Raw genomic sequence first — 22,345 nt, 5'->3', positions numbered from 1 at the left:
CTCCTTTAAAAATCTAACGACAAACGAGCACTTGCAATACTCCTGGTTTCAAATGTAACATCTTCATCTTCTATAGTAATTACGACTTGTTCACTGGAATACTCTTTCAGTATTCCTGTAAACTCCTTTTGCTTATCAATAGCTTTGTACAATTTTATGTCAATAGATTTGCCAATGCTTCTAATATAGTCTTTTTCTTTTTTCAACGGGCGTCCCAGTCCTGGAGAACTTACTTCCAGAATATAAGCTTCCTCGATAAAATCATCTGCATCTAATTTTTCTTCCAGAGCACGACTGATCAAGACACAATCATTGATATTGATACCGCCTTCTTTATCTGCAAATACACGAAGATACCAGTTAGCTCCCTCTTTCACATATTCAACATCTACCAGTTCAAAATGATTTTCTTCAATAATAGGTAAAACCATCTTTTCAACCTTTGCTTCAATTTCTGTACGTTTTGCCAAAATATCAATCCTTTCTATGCCTTGTTTCCGCCTGCATTCAGGCATTCCTGTCTCAACACAAACAATAAGAGTGGACTTGCGCCCACTCCTAAGTAATCTTTTATGCTGTTTTTATTCTACCACGAAAAAAAGTACTTGACAAGATGTTTTTACAATTTATTAATTGATTTCCGGCCTATTTATACATTTTTTTGCAATTTCGAAATCTTTATTTCGAATTAATATCACATATCTCTTTAAACACTCTCCATCTATATTTCTTGTCGTACGAAAAGCTCTAGGTGCCAAATACATTTTTGGCATAAGAAAAAACATATATGGAGGAAGCTTCTGTTGACTGCCATTATCTAAAATCATTTTTTGTATTTTATATGATTTTTTTCAAGACATCCCAGGATCCGATGATACTCCTGCGCGGAAGTTCCTTGATACAGTACAGCTTGCTTCATGAAATTTGAAAACATTTCCTGCTTCATTGCTTTTCACCCCTTATTTCGGCTATTTTAATTCAAGACTCGCTCGCGAGTCTTGAAAGAAATATGTTCTGCACCAGGTGGAATGGCTTGGAAAAAGATTCCATCTTCAATGATGCTCTGGATGAAAACCTACAAGAAAACATACTTTAATACAAACAATACTGCCAAGATATACATCAAAAGGCTGATTTTCTTTTCTTTTGCTTTTCCACAAACCAGATTGATTACCACATATGAGATAACACCCATGGAAATACCTTCAGAAATGCTATACAAGAATGGCATTGCAATAATGGCAATGAAGCAAGGAATTGCTTCTGTATAATCTTTAAAATCAATCTTTGTAATTGATGTAATCATAAGAAATCCTACCATGATCAGTGCAGGTGCTGTTGCAAAGGATGGAATTGCCAAAAAAATCGGTGACAAGAACAGGGACACTGCAAATAAAATAGCTGCAACAATAGATGTCAGACCTGTTCGTCCGCCTTCGGCAACTCCTGAAGCACTTTCCACAAATGTTGTAACCGTTGACGTTCCACAGATTGCTCCAACAGATGTTCCAACAGAATCTGCCAGAAGTGCTCCTTTAATCTTAGGAAGTTTTCCGTTCTTATCCAACATGTCCGCTTTGGATGCAACTCCAATCAAGGTTCCAAGCGTATCAAACATATCCACAAACAAAAATGCAAACATAATAACAAAGAAGTCCAGAGTGAATACAATAGAAAAGTCCATCTTCATAAAGGTTGGAGCCAGGCTAGGAACCGTAATTCCTCCTGAAAAGTCAGGCAGAAGGCTGTAAAATCCTGCATCAGGATTTGGAACATATAATCCTGTAAACTGACAGAGGATTCCAAGGATCCAAGTGATGAGGATTCCCCAAAGAATTCCTCCCTTTATATTTTTTATAAGAAAAATTGCAGTTAACAACAATCCAATCAAAGCTAACAGTACCGTAATTCCTTCATAGTGAAATGTTCCTGCTGTGACAGAACCTTTAAAAGAAAAAATACCGCTGCCAATGCCTGATGCCATGTATAACCCATTCCAAGAACCACTGTGTAAGCAAAGTATGCATTTAATCCCATTCCAGGAGCAAGTACAAATGGATAGTTAGACAAAATAGCCATCAAACATGTGGCAATAAAAGATGCAAGAGCCGTAGCCGTGAAGATTGCTCCCCGGTCCATTCCGGAAGCAGATAAGATATTCGGATTTACCGCAAGTATGTACGCCATGGTCATAAAGGTGGTAACTCCAGCAATAATTTCTGTTTTCACATCTGTGCCATTTTCTTTCAAATGAAAAATTTTTTCCAAATTCATAGTTTCCTTCCTCTCTTTCTTGTAGTTTTTGAGTGCCAATATGAAATACCTTTCTTTATTATATCAGACTATTTCAAAATTATCTGATATTTTAAAGAAAATTAAAGGATAATTGATCAGTTTCCTCTAAATCTCCCATAATTCCAAGTTCTTTCATTTTATCAATTGCGGTCTGTGGTGCTTTGGTACGATTTCTAAAGTTTTCCAAAGATGTGAAAGGTTCACCTTTGGCTGCTTCTTCTACCTGCAAAGCTGCTTTTTCCCCCATACCGTCGATACTTGTTAATGCAGGCATGATTTTGCCATCTATTACCTGAAAATCTTTTGCTTTCGCTTTATAAATATCCAGTGGCATAAATTCGTATCCTCTTGCATACATCTCATCAGCAATTTTCATTTCTCTTAACAAATCAAGGTCAGCATTTTTCACTTCATTTTTTGGTGTATTCTTGATCTGACGCATTCTCTCATTTAAATGCTCTTTTCCAAGGCACATATCTTCATAAGAAAAAGCTTTTGCACGAATGCTAAAATACGCTGCATAATAAGCCAGTGGATAGTACACTTTATACCATGCAATGCGCCATGCCATCATAACATACGCAGCGGCATGAGCCTTTGGAAACATATATTTGATACGTTTGCATGACCAGATATACCAGTCCGGTACATTATTATCACGCATCATTTGTTCCTGCTCTTGTGTCAGACCTTTCCCTTTTCGAACACCTTCCATAATCTTAAAGGATGCTTCCTGTTCCAGTCCCTGATTAATCAGATATACCATAATATCATCTCGACAACAAATGGCTGTAGAAATAACTGCATCACCATTTTCAATCAGTGTCTGGGCATTGCCAAGCCACACATCAGTCCCATGAGACAAACCAGAAATACGGACAAGATCCGAAAAGCTTTGAGGATGTGTATCCTGAAGCATCTGGATAACAAAATCCGTACCGAATTCCGGAACACCTAAGGATCCTAAAGGTGTCCCATCAATGTCTTCCGGCTTGATTCCAAGAGTTTCTGTTCCATGAAACAGCCCCATAACACCTTTATCATCCATTGGAATCGTATGTGCATCAATTCCTGTAATATCTTCCATCCGTCGTATCATGGAAGGATCATCATGCCCCAGAATATCAAGTTTTAAAAGGTTCTGGTCAATGGAATGATATTCAAAATGAGTTGTGATAATTGGTGTACTGGTATCATTGGCAGGATGCTGTACTGCTGTAAAATCATATATTTCTTTATCATGAGGTACAACAATGATTCCTCCTGGATGCTGACCGGTGGTTCTTTTTACACCAGTACATCCAAGAGCCAGACGTTCAATCTCACAACGTCTTTTACTAATGCCCCTCTCCTCCAGATATTTGAGGACATAACCATATGCGGTTTTTTCTGCAAGAGTACCGATTGTCCCTGCTCGAAAGGCTTTTCCCTTTCCAAAAATAACTTCTACATAAGCATGTGCTTTCCCCTGATATTCTCCTGAAAAGTTTAAGTCTATATCCGGTTCCTTGTTTCCTTTAAACCCAAGGAAAGTTTCAAAAGGAATATCCTGTCCTTCTTTAATCAGTTTTGTGCCACATTCTGGACATACAGCATCTGGCATATCAAATCCTGACATACCCATTTTGGCATACTTTTGCACCTGTTCTGAATCAAAGTCCACATAATGACATTCCGGACAGATGTAATGAGCCGGAAGAGGATTTACTTCTGTAATACCAGACATGGTTGCAGCAAAAGATGAACCTACAGAACCACGGGATCCAACCAGATATCCATGGTCATTGGAATCCCACACCAGCTTCTGGGCAATAATATACATAACAGCATACCCATTTCCAATGATAGAATTCAGTTCTCTTTCTAATCGGCTGGTAACACGTTCCGGAAGATCAGGTCCATATATTTCATGTGCTCTGTTATAACAGATTTCACGTAATGTCTTATCAGAGTCAGGAATGACCGGAGGACATTTATCCGGATGGATTGGAGAAATATTCTCGATCATCTCATTGATCTTATTGGGATTTGTAATAACCACTTCTTTCGCTTTCTCACTTCCCAGATAGGCAAACTCATCCATCATCTCTTCTGTGGTCCTAAAATAAAGAGGCGGCTGTGAATCTGCGTCTTTAAATCCTTTTCCCGCCATAAGAATTGCACGGTAAATAGAATCATCAGGATCCATAAAATGTACATCACATGTGGCAACTACAGGCTTATGAAATTCTTCTCCCAAATCAACAATTCGTTGATTTACTTTCTGTATATCCTCTATTGACTGAATATTTTCTATTTTTTCAGAATGAATCATGAATTCATTATTTCCAACAGGCTGAATTTCCAGATAATCATAAAAAGATACGATTTTAGCTATAGTTTCATCTGAACGCTGATCTACCAGAGCATTGTATAGTTCACCTGCTTCACATGCGGAACCGATAATCAATCCGTCTCTGTATTTATTAATCAATGATTTTGGCATACGTGGACGACGGTTAAAGTAATTCAAATGAGATTCGGATACCAGACGATTCAGGTTCACACGACCTGTATTATTTTTTACTAAAATAATACCATGGTAAGTTCGTCCTTTTTTTATAAGATCTACACTTTCGCCTGCATATTCATTTACCTGATCCAGATTCATAATATCTTTATTTTTCAGCATGGAAATAAATTCTACAAAGATTTTTCCTGTTGCTGTTGCATCATCAACTGCTCGATGATGGGTTTCCAGAACAATATTTAAATGCTTACAGATATTATCCAAAGTATATTTTCCAAGATGTCCCATTAAACAGCGTGCCAGTCCCAATGTGTCTACAACAGTGTAATCATAAGGCAGATTCAACCGATGACAGTTTTCTTTAATAAAACCGGTATCAAAATCAGCATTGTGAGCAACAAGAATACTGTCCTTACAAAATTCCAAAAACATTGGTAAAATAGTTTCAATAGATGGTGCATTTTTAACCATATCATCTGTAATGGTTGTCAATTGAGTAATTTTATATGGTATTGGCATTTGAGGATTCACAAATTCACTAAAAGTATCTGTAATTTCTCCATGCTCCACTCTTACTGCACCGATTTCAATTATACGATCATTTTCACTGTTAAATCCTGTTGTTTCAATATCGAAAACTACAAAAGTGTCATCTAATGACTGTCCTTTTGAGTCAACCACCAGATCCCCCAAATCATCTACAAAATATGCTTCCACTCCATAGATAATCTTAAACGGATCATCTTCAGGAAGCCTTAAATCTTCATAAGCATGTCTTGCAATAGGAAATCCCTGTAAAACCCCATGATCCGTAATAGCAACGGCAGGATGTCCCCAATCATGGGCACGTTTTACAATATCTTTAATCTGTACAACACTGTCATTATCACTCATTACAGTATGAAGATGGAGTTCTACTCTTTTTTCCATGGAGTTATCCTGTCTCTTTTTTCTAAAATCTGTGATAGCTTTTATTCCAGCAACAGATCCTAATCCTATTTCGTGGTCAAATTTATCATAAATAGCAACAGCTTTTATTCGATAAAATCCACCCTTTTTTAATGCTCCCAATACATCTGGAAGCTGCTCATTTCGGACAAAAATCTTACAGCTGATAGTATCTGTAAAGTCTGTCACATGAAATATAATGATGGTCTTTTCATTTCTGATTTCCCTTGTTTCAAGGAAAGTAATCTGACCATGAATGACAACTTCACCGATTTCATCCTGAATATCTTTTATCTCTGTCAGTTCACCATCACAATTTCGTCCATATAATAATGTGGGATCATCCTGAGTTTTAGGTTTTCTCCGAAAGGTTTGTTCCTTTTTCACGGCAGCAGCTTTCCTGCGTGCTTTCTTTTCCTCTTTTTGTTCTTTCTCAATGGTATCAGCATGTTCCACAATGGCATGTATTTCCTGTTGCAAACGATAACGGCTTTCTTCTTTCAGGCTTTTGTCCATACTTTTTGAAAAATCAAATCCGACTTTGATATCCATATGAAACCTGTCTTTTAAAACTGTTTCAAAATAATCTTTAATTTCCGGAGCCTTATTTTTATTTACAAATGTATTCTCAAAATAAAAAGTAAGTATATTATCCTCAACTTTGTAATCACCTTTTCTGACAACATTAAAAATAACCTCCCCTTTGCCTTTTAACTCAAAGAGGAAGCTTTTCATATAATGTTCCATCAAATATGTAAGATTGTACTGGTCAGAAAGCTCATAGACCTCATGAAACCGTATTTTGACAAAGCGTTTTGAAAACAGCTGTTCACGGATCTGCTGTTCCATTCTCCATGTATCAATTCTTGAAATCAGATGATCACAGATAAAAGAAATACGGAGCATATTTTCTCTCTTTTTCAGGGTAATATCATATATTTTTACAGATTCAAATAAAGAATGGAATTCATCTGAAACTTTAAGATCAGGAAACACACGAAAAAACAGCTTTCCTTGTTCTACCATTATGATTCACCCCAATGTTCAAGTTCATTTCGTAAAGTATCTAAAAGATCTTCTTCTTTTACTTTTCGAATCACTTCACCTTTTTTGATCAGAAGACCTTCTCCAATACCACCTGCAATCCCTACATCTGCCTCTTTTGCCTCACCAGGTCCATTTACAACGCAGCCCATGACAGCCACCTTAATATTCAGATGTTCAAAATCACTTGCCATAGTTTCTACCTGATTTGCTAAAGAAATCAGATCAATATTCGTACGACCGCATGTAGGACAGGAAACCACTTCTATTCCGCCCTGACGTAATCCTAAAGTTTTTAAAATCAGTTTTGCACTGGCAATTTCATTTACCGGATCACCTGTGAGGGATACACGGATCGTATCACCAATGCCCTGATTTAAAATTATTCCGAGACCAACAGCTGATTTAATATTTCCACTGTATAATGTTCCTGCTTCCGTAATTCCCACATGAAGAGGATAATCAATTTTATCTGCAACCAGCTGATATGCTTTTGCACACATAAGTACATCGGATGATTTAATGCTGACAACGATATCATGAAAATCAAATTTCTCCAGCATAGAAACCTTATCCAAAGCACTTTCTACCAGACCTTCTGCTGTAACTCCATTATATTTTTCTACCAGGGGTTTTTCCAAAGATCCACTATTTACTCCAACACGAATTGGAACATGATATTCTTTGGCAGTTTCAACAACCTTTTGAATGTTTTCTTCCCCGCCTATGTTTCCCGGATTAATGCGGATTTTATCAGCACCATGCTTCATAGCTTCAATTGCAAGCATATAATTAAAATGAATATCAGCAACCAAAGGAATATGAATCTGTTTTTTTATTTCTTCTAAAGCATTTGCAGCTTCCTGTGTGGGCACAGTACAGCGCACGATGTCACATCCTGCTTTTTCCAATGCCAGGATCTGCTTTACCGTCGCCTCAACGTCTTCAGTTTTTGTATTGGTCATTGACTGAATAGCAACCGGATGACCGCCTCCAATCTTTACATTACCAATCTGTATTACCTTTGTCTGGTTCCTTGTATACATATATAACCTCCTTTAGAGGAAAATCTTTGTGATATCCTGATACATAACAAAAATCATCAACGCCATTAAAATCATCAGTCCCGCCGTATGAACAGCAGCTTCCAGATTTCTTGGAACAGGTTTTCCGCAAACAGCCTCAATAATCAGAAATAATAATCGACCACCATCCAGTGCAGGAAGTGGTAAAAGATTCATAACTCCTAAATTGGAACTAATCAGAATCGCCATATTAATCATTGTCAAGAATACAGCTAAAAAGCCATAATGCGAAGCTTGTGTATATTGATCTCCAACTGTTTTAACTATACCAACAGGGCCGGAAAGATCTTTCATTCCAAGCTGTCGTCCAATCAGCATTTTAATACTTTTCACTGTAAGTTTCACCTGAAGACCAACTTCACGAATACTATATCCGATCGTTTTTAATGGTCCCACTTTCTGATATCCAGGCCATGTAATACCGATCATATACTTATTTTCCTGCTGATTATAAACCGGAGTAACCTGAATATCTATTTCTCTTCCATTACGTTCTATAGTAATCGGAATTTTATCTCCCTGCTTATAATCCAAAAACATATAATAAGAAAATTCACGATAATTATGAATTTTTTTATGATCTACGGCAGTCATAATATCTCCGGCTTTTATTCCTGCCTGTGCAGCTGGAGAACTTTTTTCTACAGAATAAATTTTTGGAATATCAACACCGGATATTCCGATCATAATTAGTGATAAAATAAAAGCAAAAACAAAATTAAAGAAAGGCCCGCCAAAAATCACTGCCATCCTTGCCCAGACAGATTTATTATTGAAAGCATTTTTCTCCTGTCGTTCTTCATCCTCACCCATCATACATGCACCGCCAAAAGGCAGTAATTTAATTGAATAAAAAGTATCTCCTACCTGTTTTCCAATAATCGTCGGTCCTAAACCTATACAAAATTCATCAACCTGAATACCATTTTTCTTGGCAATCAGGAAATGCCCAAGTTCATGGACGATAATGATAATACCAAATATTAAAATTGCAATAATAATGTTCAATAAACTACCTGCTTTCTATTTTGTAAATTTAAAAATGTCATAGAATTGAAACTTCAATCAGTCAACAGGATACTTTCTCAGTATATGATCGTATACCCATTGCTCTGTTTCAAGTACTTCATCTAAAGAAGGATCATTTATAACGGTATGAGCATTCATCGTATCCTCAATAATATCATAAATATCTAAAAATCGGATTTTTCTGTCTAAAAACATCGCAACTGCTTTTTCATTGGCTGCATTTAATACTGTCGGCATACTTCCTCCGATTCTTCCTGCATCATATGCATAAGGAAGTCCTTTTAGCACATCAACCGGTGGCTCCTCAAAAGCGATCTGTTTCAATGCTGCAAAATCCAGTCTTTCTCCAGGTAAAGGACGATGCTCCGGATAATATAGTGCATACTGAATTGGAAGTTTCATGTCAGGTGTTCCAAGCTGGGCAATGACACTTCCATCCTGAAACTGAATCATGGAATGTATCACACTTTTAGGCTGAACTACTACATGAATATGATCAAAATCAACATCAAATAACCATTTTGCTTCGATTACTTCCAGCCCTTTATTAACCAGAGTTGCTGAATCTATAGTTATCTTACGACCCATAGACCAGTTAGGATGATTTAGAGCATCTTCAACTGTTACCTGCTTCAGGTCTTCTGTGGTTTTTTTACGGAATGGTCCTCCGGAAGCAGTGATAATAAGAGAATCCAAATCATCTCTCCTGCCACTTTCAAGACATTGGAAAATTGCAGAATGTTCACTATCCACGGGATAAATCCGTACTCCCAGTTTCTTAGCCAGCGGCATAATAATATGTCCGGCTGTAACCAGAGTCTCCTTGTTTGCAAGTGCAATATCTTTTCCTGCATTCATAGCTGCAATCGTTGGCCGGATACCAATCATGCCAACGATTGCTGTAACTACAATGGAACATTCAGATTCTGTGGCAGCCTCCAACAGTCCATCCATCCCGGAAACCACCTTTATAGTTATATCCTTTAATCGAAGTTTTAACTCCTCTGCTCTCTGTTTATCATAAACAGCAGCAATTTTAGGTGAAAATTCACGAATCTGTTTTTCCAGCAGATCGATATTGGTTCCCGCTGCAAGAGCAGTTACTTTGATATCTTTATTATTTCGAACAATGTCCAGGGTCTGAGTTCCTATGGACCCTGTTGATCCAATAATAGAAATATATTTCATCTTAAATGGTTCCTCCTGAAATCATAACCGTAAGATAATAAATAACCGGGGCAATTAAAATAATACTGTCAAATCGATCCAAAATTCCACCATGACCAGGAATAAGAGTTCCATAATCTTTAATTCCTGCATCACGTTTAATAGCAGATGCTGCCAAATCTCCAATTACAGAAATAACAGCACCAATTGCGCAGATTAACGCAAACATTGTAACAGGATTAAATGAAAAACGAATGGTTGATTTCAGATAAATACCATAAACTGCTCCAAGAACTGCAGCACCAACAATTCCTCCAATTAAACCTTCTACACTTTTCTTAGGACTTAAAACCGGTGACATTTTATGTTTACCGATTAACATTCCAGTACAATATGCTAATGTATCATTTCCCCATGCGGCAAGGAATAAAAGTACAACAAACTCTCCTCCATTTTGAAGAACACGGAGCTGATATATATAAGAAAGCATAACACCAACATATACAAATCCGAAGAAACAGCCCATCATCTGATCCATTTTATATTTAGGAAAACGTATAACGTAACACCCTAATAAGAAAATCAAGAATAAAATAATGATAGATGAAGTCCATTGAGCTAAATCAAAAAATAATGCAACAAAATACAATATGGTACCAGTATAACCGATAACTGCAAAAGAAGATTTTTCAATATGGAAAATCTTTAGAATCTCACTGTATCCAATCAATGCAACAATCAATGTCAGACCAAATGTCACTATACCTCCCATATACAAACCTACAGCAGCAATAATAACAAGTACAATTCCGCTTAATAATCTTTGTTTAAACATAAAACTTATATTCCTCCAAATCTGCGATCTCTTCCATTATAGTATTCAATCGCTTTTTCAAGTTCCTTTTTATTAAAATCAGGCCAGAGTACATCAGTAAAATAAAATTCAGTATATGCCAGCTGCCAAAGCATGAAATTAGAGAGCCTTTCCTCTCCACTGGTACGGATCATCAAATCAGGGTCAGGAAGACCTTTTGTATCCAGATAATCATTAAATATTCTTTCACTGATATCTTCTTTTGATAATTTCCCGGATTCCAGATCCTCTGCCATATGTTTCATGGCACGAACCATCTCATCACGACTTCCATAATTTAACGCAATGGTAAAATTAATTCCTGTATTATTTTTTGAGGCCTCTTCCAGTTCAACAATCTTATCCTGGAGATCCTCAGAAAGCCCTGTAATATCACCTATAACACGGACTTTCATATTATTTTTATTGGCACGTTTTATACAATTTTTCAAATAGTCACGCAACAATTTCATCAGGGCATCCACTTCACTCTGCGGACGTTTCCAGTTTTCAGTAGAAAAAGCATAAACTGTCAGGTATTTTATTCCTAAATTATATGCATCCTCAATAATCTTCTCAACCGTTTTACTTCCCTGAACATGTCCCATATTTCGAGGAAGATGCTTCTTTTTTGCCCATCTCCCATTACCATCCAGAATAATCGCAACATGCTGTGGAACATTTAAATTTTCCATATAACCTCCGTCTAAAGAATTGATTCATCATCTAGCGCCTACAAAAATTTAAACAGGGCTGGGCACGGAAATGCCAACCCTGTTCAATATTAAACTGTCATGATTTCTTTTGATTTTGCTTCTACTGATGCATCAATTTTCTTTACAAATTTATCTGTCATTTTCTGAACATCATCTTCATAATCTTTCTGCTGATCGTCATTTAATTCACCGGCTTTATTCTGCTTTTTCAGGAAATCATTTGCATCACGACGAATATTACGGACTGCGACTTTAGCAGCTTCACCACGTTTTTTTACATCTTTTGCCAGATCTTTTCTGCGTTCTTCTGTCAGTTCAGGGAAATTAAGACGAATTGCAGTTCCATCATTTGTTGGAGTGATTCCAATATCTGACGTTAAAATGGCTTTTTCAATTTCCTTTAATAAATTTGATTCCCATGGCTGGATTACAATCATTCTTGCCTCCGGAATAGAAATATTTCCAACCTGCTGTACAGGAGTTGCAACTCCATAATAATCAACTTTAACATTGTCCAGAACATGTGGATTTGCACGTCCTGCACGGATTGTTAAAAAGTCGCTCATCATACTGTCATATGATTTTTCCATTTTTTCTTCAAATTGTTTTAACATAGTCTTTTGTCCTCCTATTATGAAACAGTAACATATGTACCGTTAAATTCACCCTTCATTAAATTTTCAATACTATTTTCTTCATTTAAACCAAATACCGCCAATGGCATTTTATTTTCAAGACACATAATGGTTGCTGTAAGATCGATTACTCCAAGTTTCTGTTCAAGTACTTCGTCCATTGTCAATGTATCATATTTTACCGCATCTTTATTAACAGCAGGATCACTGTCATAAACACCATCTATAGACTTAGCCAGTAAAATAGCATCTGCTTCAATCTCAATTGCACGTAATGCTGTGGAAGTATCTGTTGAAAAATATGGATGACCTGTACCACCTGCGAAAAATACAACTTTACCTGCATTCAGATCACGAACCGCTTTATCCTTTGAAAACATCTCTGTAAAAGCTCCACAGACAAACGGTGTATAAACCTCTGTTTCCATTCCTGCACTGCGGAATGCATCAGATACATAAATACAGTTCATAACTGTTGCAAGCATACCAATCTGATCAGCTTTTGTTCTTTCCATACTGTCACTGGTACGTCCACGCCAGAAATTACCTCCGCCAATAACAATAGCCACCTGTAATCCTTCATCCACAAGCGTTTTAACCTGACGAGCCACATCAACACATGTAGCTTCATCAAATCCTGTTTTTTTGTCTCCGGCAAGTGCTTCTCCGCTGAGCTTTAAAAGTACTCTGTTCATATCTTTTAAACTTTTCATTGTTTTACCTCTTTTGCTTATTTTTACAAAATCACTATGAAAAATTATATCATATTGAAAAAAAAAGAACAACTATATAAAACTGGAATCGCACAACAAGTTAAATTTTCTATGTAATAAAAAGGACGTGTGAGAAGCTGATTTTTAATCAGCTTCTGCAACACGACCTTCTTTTATTGTCTATCATATAACAATCTAATTTGAACGTCCGCTTATTACAGCTACAATAGTATATAATCCCGGAGTAATAAAAGCTTCTAACTGCATAACATCAAAAGATCCGGTTGCAAAATTAATAAACAGCATACCGATATTTAATATAATCAAACCGAGACCACAGTAAAAACTCTTTTTACACCCATCCATTTCACTTCCATGGAACAGTCCTGCTACTCCTCCAATCAAAGCAACAATCCCATACAATAAAGTGAATACAAGACTTAAATAGAACATAGTCATTGAAATCTTAATTCCTGATGTTCCATTTCCAAGAATCAGCGCTGTGTTCACCAGTTGAAATATACCCTGAAGAAGAACAATCGCTGATACGATTTTCAATAAAATATTTTTTTTCATTATAATCCATCCTTATTATACATTCTGTCAGCAAAAAAATCTTAACATAAAAGGATGAAAAGGTCAAGAAATCTGCTCTGGACCTGAAGGAGATGAGCTGGAGATTAAACCGGAATACAGGAATGTATCTGTTGTTCAATATAATCACTGATTTGTTTTGAATCTTTATTCAGAACAAAAGCCAGTTCTGCATACAAATTATCTTCTGCTAATTTTAAATATCTTTCATCTGTGGAAGGGAAATTTTTTCCCTGAACCAATCGACTATATTTACGGAGATGTAATGTTTTAATTAACTTCATGATCTCCATACAGTCACTTCCTCTCACACATTGTTTGTAGCAATCTTCTCTGAATTTCTCATTGGTAACCTTAAATTCACCTAAACTTTCTATACATTGCAGAAGCTCTTTTGCTTCTTTAACAGAAATCAGGTCTCTGATTACCGTTTTTTTGTTATCTACCGGAGTAAATATTTCGCTTCCTTTTTTCAGATACGGCTTTAGAATATAATATAGTTTATTATTTGGAATTCCTTCCATATCCATTGTCGTTACATCCAAAACTTCACAAATACCAGTACTTCCGTAAACGATGCAGTCACCTTTTTTAAACATTGTTTTCTTCCTTTCTTTGCTTTTATGCATATTTGTTTCATTTACAGATCTTCAGGTACTCCTGTGTAACGGAGTAAGTCCCTCATAAGTGAGAGATAGAGGGAGTTGAAGCGGACTTGTCCGCTTTGTTCTGAATAATAAAAAAACCATGCCACATAATGTGAAACGGTTTTTTATTTCTTAGTTATATTTTAGCAGATTATTATATTTATTGCTAATATTATTTTTCTCTTTTCTATTTTTTAGTTAATATTACAAAAAACCTGAACTCATTATTTGTATAATTTACCTAATGATTTTCTTCTTTGAGAACTTGTTCAATAACCTGATATGCCTTTGTTTTATATAGTGCTCCAATAATAACAGATGCTATGATCGTTCCAACTGTTGTACTCATTAAAAACGGCACTACAAAAGTAAATAAAGCTGCTTCCTGTCCCATCATCAATGATGCAATAGGATATGCTAACATACCACCGATAATTCCGGTTCCAATGATTTCACCAAAGCATGTCAAAGAAACTCTATGTGTATAATAGAACACTAATCCACAGATAAAAGCACCCGCCATGCTTCCAGGAAAAGCCAGTAAACTTCCGGTTCCAATCATATTTCGAATCAGAGATGTACAAAATGCCATGGAAACACCATATAAAGGTCCTAAGAAAACTGCTGCTATGACATTTACCATATGCTGAATCGGGAAACATCTGGATGCACCAATAGGAATGGAAAATGTCGATAATATGACCGACAAAGCAACTAACATCCCAGCAACCGTTAATTTTCTCAAATTCATATTGCACCACCTTCTGATAAATCTGAAGTGCAATGAGCACATTTTACAGCATCTGCAGGAATCTCTGATAAACAAAATGGACAAATCTTTGTCTCTGGAGCTGCCGGTACTTCTTCTTCAGTTTTACTGAATCTGTCTCTTAAGTTATTCATAATCTTGATAAATGTAAAGATAACAAATGCCATCAGAAGGAAGTTAATAATCGCTGTAATCAAATTTCCATAATGAACAACCGGTGCATCAGCTCCTGCTCCAAGTTTTAATTTCCACATGGTAAAATCAATCCCTCCGGTAATCACAGAAATCAAAGGCATTATCACATCATTTACCAAAGAAGAAATGATTGTCTGGAAAGCACCTCCGATAATAACACCGACTGCCATGTCAATGACATTTCCACGACTTATGAATTCCTGGAATTCTTTAATAAATCCTTTCTTTTTCATATAAATCTCCTTTTGTATAAATTTTTCTGATATATTTTATCATAACATGACCACAGGACAAATTAAAACAGTTTTTCCTTTTTATTCATTCGCACAGCCTTTTACCGCCATCATTTCCATCTCAAAAATTTCGCTTTTTGTTCCTACCCTGGACACATAAACACCTGTATACAATGGTTTGACAGGTTTATAAATCCGTTCATAAAACGGTGTCTCTGTTTCACCATATAAAGAATCAAAATCCGCAGTATAATAGGCTTTGAATTTTACCATTTCTTCCGGTTTAAATCCCATTTCATTCATTAAGTCTGTAAAACTTTTTACAACATATGATTCCTGGCGTTCTGAATCTCCAATCCCTACCACAACACCTTCTTCATCCAGACTTCGCATGGTTCCTCCATAAAGGAAAGGCCCTGTTTTTACTATATCTGCCCAGCCATGATTTTGTGTTTTTCCTGGTTCTTTTCGAAAATCAATATTTCCCCAGGATTCTCTTATTTTATTCTTTCCACATCCTTCTATTGCAAAAATTTCAGTTTGAACCATTGCATCAGGATGTCTTAATTTTTCCACAATAGCACTTGAAAAAACTGCCGATTTTCTTGGAAGATCTTCCAAATCCTTTGAATTTCTCCATGTTCTCATATTTTTTTCTGTAATATATTTCTTAACTTTTACAATATCTTCCGGAGCAGCACCTGCTTTGGCCAGCCACTGGAACTGTTTCCGATAAATATATTTACTTTGGATGCAGGCATCATCTTTTCCGTAAACCGTTCCGTCCAGAAGTTCACTGGAAAGACCACCCAGATATATAAATGGACCTATTTTTACCATTCTGCTGTATCCAACTTCTTCTTCGATAGATAATCCAGATAAATAATTGGTACGTTCCATGGAAATGCCTTCCCATTTCAAGCCTTTACTGCATCCTGCAATAGCATTCATTTCAATTTCCACCAGCTGAGCCGGTCGTGTCAACTTTTGAATCGTAATACAATTTAACAAAGGCTTTACATCCTTAAAAAACTCTGAATATGCAAGCAATCCTTCCTTTACATCAAATTTCGGTGTTGCATAAATTTTCACAGAATAGACATCCTCTTTGGTTCCACCTGCTTTTTCAATTATTTTAATTAATTTTTCCAGAACATATTTAACTTGTCCGTAAGAATCTCCTTCCGCAACCATAGAACCATCTGGCTGAACACTAGTAGTTCCACCACAAAACAAAAAAGGCCCGGTCTGTACCATTCTGCTGTATCCATCTACCAATTCCATTGGAGCACCAGAAAAATAATTTTGTCTTTTTAAATCCATATATACATTCCTTTCTCTTTCACAACAAATCATACATATCTGCTTTATTCCTTGTGAGACAGCACAAAAAAAGCACGAGAAGAGCGTATTCCCGTACCTCTTTGTACTATTTTATATTAAACTACAGTATTATACCAGAGTCAATAAAAAAATATATTTTTCTATGAGAAACAACTGATAAGAATAAGTCAAGATTTTACTTTCATTCGAAAGCATTCCGTGTTTGATTCATTTATTTTTTCATGATATAGTGGTAGTATTAAATCATTTTGAAATACAGGAGTTTTGCGAGATGAAAAAACGTATGCATCAGATATTGGAATTATTAACCAATGAACATAAAATAGAAGTCTCTGCCTTATCAGAAAAATTAGGCGTTTCCCAGGTCACTATCCGAAAAGATCTGGATGAATTAGAAGAAAAAGGAATTATCATTCGCGAACACGGTTCTGCTATTTTACGCAGCAGTGACGATATCAATGGCCGGATCGCTTATCATTACGAAGCAAAACGAAATATTGCTGTTAAAGCAGCTTCTCTTATTTCCAATGGAGATACGATCATGATTGAAAGCGGAAGCTGCTGTGCTTTATTAGCCGAAGTCTTAACAACATCAAAAAAAGATCTTACTATTATTACCAACAGCGGATTTATTGCTGATTATATCCGTGGAAAATCCAGCTTTCAAATCATTTTGCTTGGGGGCATATATCAGCAGGATGCGCAGGTTATGGTTGGACCTATGATTCGTCAGTGTGCTGAAAATTTTTGTGTGGATTTATTTTTTATTGGAACTGATGGCTATTCTCTTCGAACAGGTTTTACCAATCGGGATCAGATGCGTGCTCAGGCTGTTCGCGATATGGCTCCTCAAGCGGAGCAGGTTGTGATTTTAACGGAAAGCGAAAAATTTTCAAAGCATGGTATTGTTCCATTAAACTTAAAAAATCAGAAAAAGACTGTAATCACAGATAAACAGCTCCCTAAACAGACAGCTGAAGAGTTAGACGCACAGAATATTGAAGTTATCACAGTTTAATCCTTGTTTATATCAGATGAGGGATGACTCCCGCCTCTGTAGGCGGTGAGCAACAATTATGTATCAATGGCGGGTTTCAATCCCCCATCTGATATACGCTCCGCGAGGATGCGCAGGAATTAGGATTGGAAGTATGTCTGCTATGCAGACCCGAATTCCGCGCCAAGACTCGCGAGCGAGTCTTGAAAGTGAAACTCCACAAGCCATTTCAAAAATGACATGTGGAGTTTTACTTTTATAAAGTCTGCTCCGTGCGCTCAATAATATCATCTTGTGTCTTTTTGGAAAGAACATGAAAGAAGGCACTATATCCTGCTACACGGACAATTAAATTTTTATGTTTCTCTGGATGTTTCTGCGCATCAATCAACGTTTCACGACTGACTACATTAAACTGGATATGATATCCATATAATCTGTGAAAAAATGTATGAAGCAGCATAATTAGTTTCTGCTTGTTTTCTTCCTTTGACAACATTTGTGGTGTAACTTTCTGATTTAACAGTACACCCCCTGTGATTTCCCTGGTTGGAAGTTTGGCAACACTTTTTAAAACCGCTGTCGGACCATTTTTATCTGCTGCATGACTTGGGGAACATCCTTCTGCAAGAGGTTCTCCAGCCTTTCTTCCATCTGGCGTTGCAAGAGTACCTGCACCTTGAGGCACGTTTGCTGAAATAGAGGATGTACCGGCATAATAAATTCCACCAATCGGTCCCCTCCCATAGCGGTTATTATGATATTTTTTCATTTCATCAATATATATATTATACGCATCAACAACCAGATGGTCTACATAATCATCATCATTTCCATATTTAGGTGCATCCTGGAGCATCTTACGGATTTTTTCATTTTCCTCTCCGGAAAAATCAGACTGCAAAGCATCCCATAATTGAGCCGGAGTAATCTCTTTGTCCTCAAAAACAACTTTTTTAATCGCTGCAAGACTGTCTGCCAGATTAGCAATTCCAACCTGAAGATCACTGATGAAATCATACACAGCGCCGCCTTCTTTCATATTCAGTCCTCGCTCAATACAATCATCTGTCAGTGCAGAACAGAGAATATCTGCCGTATCCTGTTCCAGAACCATATCACAGGTGGCATCAATGATCGTGCATTGGCGACACATTTCACGGATAACTTTATTCCAGCATTCCAGGACCTGATCAAAAGATACGAAATCTTTGAAATGTCCTATTCCCTCACAAAGCCTGGTACCTGAACCCGGATCTACACCATCATTCATGGCAATCAACAGTGCTTTGGGAAAGTTTAAGAAACTCATTCCCGTACAGCGATAACCCCATTTTCCAGGGACTGCTGTTTCCACACATCCAATGGCACTGTAATTATAAGCATCCTCCGGTTTCACACCTTTTTCAATAAAACTTGGAATAATGATTTCATCATTATTGAAAGCAGGCATACCAAATCCACAGCGGACCACTTCCACGCATTCTTTCATAAAGGCATCGCTTAATCCATGGTGATATCGAACTGTCAGGTTTGGCTGAGTCAGATGACATTTTGCAACACTTTTTAAAATCAGCCATGACATTGGATTGGTAGCATCTTTTCCATCGACTGTCTGTCCTCCAACCGTAACATTCTGATATAACGGAGAACCTGCAGAAAACTGTGTATGACTCCATGAACGGATTTTGTTAATGGTGTATGTTTTCAGCCAGAGATTACACATCAGCTCACATGCTTCATCTTCTGTAATTCTTCCAGATTTTAAATCTGCTTCATAATAAGGATCTAGATACTGATCCATTCTTCCATAAGATAAACTATGACCATTGGATTCAATTTGAAGAATCAAATGGACCAACCACAAACTTTGTACGGCTTCACGGAAAGTTTCAGCCGGTTCATATGGAACCTTGCATAAAATACGGCTCATTTCCATAAGTTCTTCTTTTCTCTTTGAATCTGCTTCTGTTTTTGCAGTCTGTAATGCCAGCTGTGCATAACGATTGGCAAAGGTTCGAACCGCATCAACAACAATTATAATTCCACGATAAAAAAAACTTTTCTGGATATTTTTATAATCTGTTAAATCCAATGATTCTAATTTTTCTTCTGCTCTTCTAGCATAGTCTTTTAAACCTACCTGCATCATTTTTCCATAATCAACAGCACAATGAGCATCTCCTGAAGTAATATTTCCTTCAGATTTGATAATTCCAAGATCATAATACTGTTTAGAATGAGGCGGAAAAGCTGCTAATCCTCTGTCCAGTAAAGTATTATGCTCCCAGAAAGGTGCAATATCCCTTAACTTCTGCTTATTCTCTTCTGATATATAGAAAACATCTCCATCTCGATGTTCAAACTCATCCAATTCATCAATAACCCATTTCATAGCATATTCAGGGAAAATAGGAGCACTTCGGTTTGTGGATGCCTGATTACCAGCAATCATAGTCTGTGGCTCAATAAAAATAGTCATCTGTTCCAATACGTTTTTCAGCATTAAGGCTCGCTTTATTGCCAATGGCTGATCCTGATTTTCCTTATATGTCTGTGTTGTAATTACAGCTCGTTCCACACAAACATGTGGTTTTACATTGAGTAATTCTTCACGAAAATCTTCCATTCTTGGAGTTAGATCACCAAAATAATTATTCATATGTTTTCTCCTTACGATTTAAACCTTTTATACATTTCATTCGTAAGTATATGATATTGTTTTCTGACAATTATGTCAATATATTTTTAGATAAAAGTAAGTATTATTTCATTCGTAACTTTTTATTTACGTTTCCTGATTATCATGATATGATAAACTTATGTAAAAAATCTGAAAATCACACTAAGAAAGGAATCATTGGTATGAAACAGAAAAATGAATCCGGCATTATTTTTAATATTCAAAAATTTAGTTTAAATGACGGACCAGGGATTCGAACCGTTGTATTTTTTAAAGGATGCCCTTTAAGATGTAAGTGGTGTGCAAATCCAGAAAGCCAAGATCCGACAATACAGTCTTTATGGGATGAAACTTCAAATGAATATATAAAAGAAGGAAAATTTATGTCTGTAGAGCAAGTCATTAACATTTGTCTTCAGGATGTAGATTTTTACGAAGAAAGCGGAGGAGGTGTTACTCTATCTGGCGGAGAAGCTTTTATGCACCCATCATTTGCTCTGACACTTTTAAGAGAATTAAAAACGAAAGGAATTCATACAGCCATAGAAACTACAGGATTTACTCCCTCTGAGGTTTTTCAGAAGATTACCCCCTATATCGATCTTTTCCTTTTTGATGTAAAACACTGGGATTGTATCAAACACAAAGAAGGAACAGGAGTTTCTAATGAACATATTCTCCAAAATCTGAAATGGGCTATTGATTCTGGAAAAGAAGTTCTTCCAAGACTTCCTGTTATCCCCGGATATAACAATTCTATTTCTGACGCCAGAGAATTCTCTCATTTGCTTCTTTCTTTAGGGGCTCATAAGGTACAGCTTCTTCCATTCCACCAATTTGGAGAAAAGAAATATGAAATGCTTGATAAAGATTATGTTTATAAAAATGTTCCGGCACTTCACGAGGAAGACCTGAAAGAATTTCAGCAGATTTTCCTTGATAATAACATACACGCATTTTTCTAAATCAATCATTAACTATTATTTATTAAAAGCCCAATCATGATCATACAAAATTTACTATTTGCATATAAACCATGATTGGGCTTTTGATTAATATAAAAAAGGATAAATTAAAAAACAGGCTCTCCACAATGTATGTATTGAATCTGATCTCCCATGATCTCTTTCATAATATTATACGGAATTTCTCCGGTGCAATGTCCCGTATAAAACTTTGTAGGAAGTTTTTTTAATTCTTCTGCTGTCTGTATAATTACTTCAAAATCTTCTTCCTTGTATCCATGTTTTTTCACCATATGGAATCCACTGATTACATAATCCGGAACTCCTCCTGTAATATTTTCATATTTTTTTAAAATATTTAGCATTCCATTGTGGGCACATCCGGAAATCAGAATACTTTTTTCTTCACATTGTATTACCAGATACTGTTCATGAGAAAAATCATCTTGTACCACTTTTCCCTCTTTTTTACAGATTAATTCCCGATTCCCTGAGGGCCACAATCTTCTTTCCGTTACATTTGTATACAAAAACAGTTCTTCATCAATTTTCAAATTTCCAGACACCATTACCACCTGAGGTAATGCCCCGATATCAGAATCAATACCAATATATCTTTCCCCGTGACAATAACACTCCAAAGCATTCTCTCTTATATATATTTTTGCTGTAGGATTTATTCTGACAAAAGAAAGTATCCCTCCTCCGTGATCATAATGTCCATGGCTTAATATTACAGTATCAACTTTCTTTAAATCAATGGATAATTTTTCTGCATTTTTCAAAAACTTATCAGAAGCTCCTGTATCAACCAACAGTTTATGTTTTGGAGTTTCTATATAAAAGCTAAGCCCATGTTCACAAACACATCCATTATCAGTTCCTATATCATCCATTAAATTAACCGCTCTGACCATATAATAT

The 22,345-nt window shown here is 36.4% G+C and carries 18 protein-coding genes and 1 pseudogene; 2 read left to right on the top strand and 17 right to left on the bottom strand.

What is annotated here, in order from left to right:
- Positions 1–5 precede the first annotated feature (5 nt).
- From rimP to BHF70_RS12820, 15 genes and pseudogenes are all read right to left on the bottom strand, one after another.
- Positions 6–470, bottom strand: a complete 465-nt coding sequence (rimP, locus tag BHF70_RS01315) for a ribosome maturation factor RimP (RefSeq protein WP_075760486.1) — start codon at positions 468–470, stop codon at positions 6–8.
- Between the two features lie 605 nt (positions 471–1,075).
- Positions 1,076–2,274: pseudogene (locus tag BHF70_RS01305) on the bottom strand (NCS2 family permease).
- Between the two features lie 91 nt (positions 2,275–2,365).
- Positions 2,366–6,778, bottom strand: coding sequence for a PolC-type DNA polymerase III (locus tag BHF70_RS01300; RefSeq protein WP_075758564.1), 4,413 nt, complete (start codon positions 6,776–6,778; stop codon positions 2,366–2,368).
- Positions 6,778–7,842 carry a flavodoxin-dependent (E)-4-hydroxy-3-methylbut-2-enyl-diphosphate synthase gene (gene ispG, locus BHF70_RS01295; RefSeq protein ID WP_075758563.1) on the bottom strand — a complete coding sequence of 355 codons (1,065 nt, stop codon included), beginning with the start codon at positions 7,840–7,842 and terminating at the stop codon, positions 6,778–6,780. Before ispG ends, BHF70_RS01300 begins: the two co-directional genes overlap by 1 nt.
- Positions 7,843–7,854: 12 nt before the next feature.
- Complete coding sequence (gene rseP, locus BHF70_RS01290) at positions 7,855–8,889, bottom strand: RIP metalloprotease RseP (protein ID WP_075758562.1); 1,035 nt, start codon at positions 8,887–8,889, stop codon at positions 7,855–7,857.
- A gap of 57 nt (positions 8,890–8,946) precedes the next feature.
- Positions 8,947–10,098: a 1-deoxy-D-xylulose-5-phosphate reductoisomerase gene (locus tag BHF70_RS01285; protein ID WP_075758561.1), complete on the bottom strand. Its 1,152-nt coding sequence runs from the start codon at positions 10,096–10,098 to the stop codon at positions 8,947–8,949.
- Between the two features lies 1 nt (position 10,099).
- Entirely contained in the window at positions 10,100–10,912 is an 813-nt protein-coding gene (locus BHF70_RS01280) for a phosphatidate cytidylyltransferase (RefSeq protein WP_075758560.1), read from the bottom strand.
- Between the two features lie 5 nt (positions 10,913–10,917).
- Positions 10,918–11,625, bottom strand: coding sequence for an isoprenyl transferase (locus BHF70_RS01275; RefSeq protein ID WP_075758559.1), 708 nt, complete (start codon positions 11,623–11,625; stop codon positions 10,918–10,920).
- Between the two features lie 89 nt (positions 11,626–11,714).
- Complete coding sequence (gene frr / locus BHF70_RS01270; protein ID WP_075758558.1) at positions 11,715–12,260, bottom strand: ribosome recycling factor; 546 nt, start codon at positions 12,258–12,260, stop codon at positions 11,715–11,717.
- A 17-nt stretch (positions 12,261–12,277) separates the two neighbouring features.
- Positions 12,278–12,976: a UMP kinase gene (gene pyrH, locus BHF70_RS01265; protein ID WP_075760485.1), complete on the bottom strand. Its 699-nt coding sequence runs from the start codon at positions 12,974–12,976 to the stop codon at positions 12,278–12,280.
- 213 nt (positions 12,977–13,189) lie between these two features.
- Positions 13,190–13,570, bottom strand: coding sequence for a hypothetical protein (locus tag BHF70_RS01260; protein WP_075758557.1), 381 nt, complete (start codon positions 13,568–13,570; stop codon positions 13,190–13,192).
- Positions 13,571–13,674: 104 nt separating this feature from the next.
- Positions 13,675–14,187, bottom strand: a complete 513-nt coding sequence (locus BHF70_RS01255; protein WP_075758556.1) for a CarD family transcriptional regulator — start codon at positions 14,185–14,187, stop codon at positions 13,675–13,677.
- A 289-nt stretch (positions 14,188–14,476) separates the two neighbouring features.
- A complete protein-coding gene (gene thiW, locus BHF70_RS01250; RefSeq protein WP_075758555.1) occupies positions 14,477–14,986 on the bottom strand; it encodes an energy coupling factor transporter S component ThiW in 510 nt (169 codons plus the stop codon).
- On the bottom strand, positions 14,983–15,432 hold the full coding sequence (gene mscL, locus BHF70_RS01245; RefSeq protein WP_075758554.1) for a large conductance mechanosensitive channel protein MscL: 450 nt from the start codon (positions 15,430–15,432) through the stop codon (positions 14,983–14,985). Before mscL ends, thiW begins: the two co-directional genes overlap by 4 nt.
- 81 nt (positions 15,433–15,513) lie before the next feature.
- Positions 15,514–16,755: a Rid family hydrolase gene (locus tag BHF70_RS12820; RefSeq protein ID WP_083638459.1), complete on the bottom strand. Its 1,242-nt coding sequence runs from the start codon at positions 16,753–16,755 to the stop codon at positions 15,514–15,516.
- Between the two features lie 292 nt (positions 16,756–17,047).
- Here BHF70_RS12820 and BHF70_RS01235 point away from each other — a divergent pair, with 292 nt between their 5' ends.
- Positions 17,048–17,794, top strand: a complete 747-nt coding sequence (locus tag BHF70_RS01235; RefSeq protein WP_075758552.1) for a DeoR/GlpR family DNA-binding transcription regulator — start codon at positions 17,048–17,050, stop codon at positions 17,792–17,794.
- Positions 17,795–18,029: 235 nt separating this feature from the next.
- Here BHF70_RS01235 and BHF70_RS01230 read toward each other — a convergent pair whose 3' ends face one another.
- On the bottom strand, positions 18,030–20,435 hold the full coding sequence (locus BHF70_RS01230; RefSeq protein ID WP_075758551.1) for a glycyl radical protein: 2,406 nt from the start codon (positions 20,433–20,435) through the stop codon (positions 18,030–18,032).
- A 203-nt stretch (positions 20,436–20,638) separates the two neighbouring features.
- Here BHF70_RS01230 and BHF70_RS01225 point away from each other — a divergent pair, with 203 nt between their 5' ends.
- Positions 20,639–21,421, top strand: a complete 783-nt coding sequence (locus BHF70_RS01225) for a glycyl-radical enzyme activating protein (RefSeq protein ID WP_075758550.1) — start codon at positions 20,639–20,641, stop codon at positions 21,419–21,421.
- A gap of 107 nt (positions 21,422–21,528) precedes the next feature.
- Here BHF70_RS01225 and BHF70_RS01220 read toward each other — a convergent pair whose 3' ends face one another.
- Positions 21,529–22,338, bottom strand: a complete 810-nt coding sequence (locus BHF70_RS01220; protein WP_075758549.1) for an MBL fold metallo-hydrolase — start codon at positions 22,336–22,338, stop codon at positions 21,529–21,531.
- Positions 22,339–22,345: the final 7 nt, after the last annotated feature.

It is taken from the genome of Anaerostipes sp. 494a, from assembly GCF_001940315.1.
Classification (GTDB): domain Bacteria; phylum Bacillota; class Clostridia; order Lachnospirales; family Lachnospiraceae; genus Anaerostipes; species Anaerostipes faecalis.
This window is presented reverse-complemented; position numbering and strand designations above follow the sequence as displayed.

What these genes read in the sequence shown, in the direction of transcription:
- BHF70_RS01300 (WP_075758564.1), bottom strand. Translation starts at nt 6,778, where the DNA reads ATGGTAGAACAAGGAAAGCTGTTTTTTCGTGTGTTTCCTGATCTTAAA.
- ispG (WP_075758563.1), bottom strand. Translation starts at nt 7,842, where the DNA reads ATGTATACAAGGAACCAGACAAAGGTAATACAGATTGGTAATGTAAAG.
- BHF70_RS01285 (WP_075758561.1), bottom strand. Translation starts at nt 10,098, where the DNA reads ATGAAATATATTTCTATTATTGGATCAACAGGGTCCATAGGAACTCAG.
- BHF70_RS01280 (WP_075758560.1), bottom strand. Translation starts at nt 10,912, where the DNA reads ATGTTTAAACAAAGATTATTAAGCGGAATTGTACTTGTTATTATTGCT.
- BHF70_RS01275 (WP_075758559.1), bottom strand. Translation starts at nt 11,625, where the DNA reads ATGGAAAATTTAAATGTTCCACAGCATGTTGCGATTATTCTGGATGGT.
- frr (WP_075758558.1), bottom strand. Translation starts at nt 12,260, where the DNA reads ATGTTAAAACAATTTGAAGAAAAAATGGAAAAATCATATGACAGTATG.
- pyrH (WP_075760485.1), bottom strand. Translation starts at nt 12,976, where the DNA reads ATGAACAGAGTACTTTTAAAGCTCAGCGGAGAAGCACTTGCCGGAGAC.
- BHF70_RS01260 (WP_075758557.1), bottom strand. Translation starts at nt 13,570, where the DNA reads ATGAAAAAAAATATTTTATTGAAAATCGTATCAGCGATTGTTCTTCTT.
- BHF70_RS01255 (WP_075758556.1), bottom strand. Translation starts at nt 14,187, where the DNA reads ATGTTTAAAAAAGGTGACTGCATCGTTTACGGAAGTACTGGTATTTGT.
- thiW (WP_075758555.1), bottom strand. Translation starts at nt 14,986, where the DNA reads ATGAATTTGAGAAAATTAACGGTTGCTGGGATGTTAGTTGCTTTGTCG.
- mscL (WP_075758554.1), bottom strand. Translation starts at nt 15,432, where the DNA reads ATGAAAAAGAAAGGATTTATTAAAGAATTCCAGGAATTCATAAGTCGT.
- BHF70_RS12820 (WP_083638459.1), bottom strand. Translation starts at nt 16,755, where the DNA reads ATGGATTTAAAAAGACAAAATTATTTTTCTGGTGCTCCAATGGAATTG.
- BHF70_RS01235 (WP_075758552.1), top strand. Translation starts at nt 17,048, where the DNA reads ATGAAAAAACGTATGCATCAGATATTGGAATTATTAACCAATGAACAT.
- BHF70_RS01230 (WP_075758551.1), bottom strand. Translation starts at nt 20,435, where the DNA reads ATGAATAATTATTTTGGTGATCTAACTCCAAGAATGGAAGATTTTCGT.
- BHF70_RS01225 (WP_075758550.1), top strand. Translation starts at nt 20,639, where the DNA reads ATGAAACAGAAAAATGAATCCGGCATTATTTTTAATATTCAAAAATTT.
- BHF70_RS01220 (WP_075758549.1), bottom strand. Translation starts at nt 22,338, where the DNA reads ATGGTCAGAGCGGTTAATTTAATGGATGATATAGGAACTGATAATGGA.